This is a genomic window from Dietzia sp. Die43, from assembly GCF_024519835.1.
GTDB lineage: Bacteria > Actinomycetota > Actinomycetes > Mycobacteriales > Mycobacteriaceae > Dietzia > Dietzia kunjamensis.
On the sequence record NZ_JALJRF010000073.1, the window covers coordinates 1 to 383 of the forward strand.

Consider the following 383-nt stretch of genomic DNA (forward strand, 5'->3'; position numbering starts at 1 on the left):
CCGTCCACGTAGTCCAGGGGGTTGAGCGGGACTGCGAAACTGCCGAGCAGGGAGCTGCAATAGTTGTTGTTGCGCCACACCAGGTTGGTCGAGCGCACGAACGGTCGGCGGGTGACCTGTTCGCGCAGGGCCAGTTGCCGGACTTCATCACAATCGCGGCCCACCTGGGGCAGCAGCGCCCTGGCGGCGATGTCGGTGTTGTCGAGCATCAGGTCGAACTGGCGGATGGCCTCTTCGGCGGTTTCCAGGCTGCTGTGCATCAGTGTTCGTTCGGCCTGGGCGTAGAGGATGAGGGCGCCGAGCCCGATGGGAAGAAGCATGGCCAGCAATGTCCAGAAGGTACGGGTAGAGCGCTTCAATGGACCTTTGGCGGTCAGGGGCAT

At 63.4% G+C, this 383-nt stretch carries 1 protein-coding gene; it reads right to left on the reverse strand.

The window, feature by feature from the left end; translation table 11 throughout:
• Nucleotides 1–320: CSS-motif domain-containing protein (locus NR111_RS18295; protein WP_256821637.1), on the reverse strand; the 320-nt coding region annotated here is incomplete at its 3' end.
• Nucleotides 321–383 lie beyond the last annotated feature (63 nt).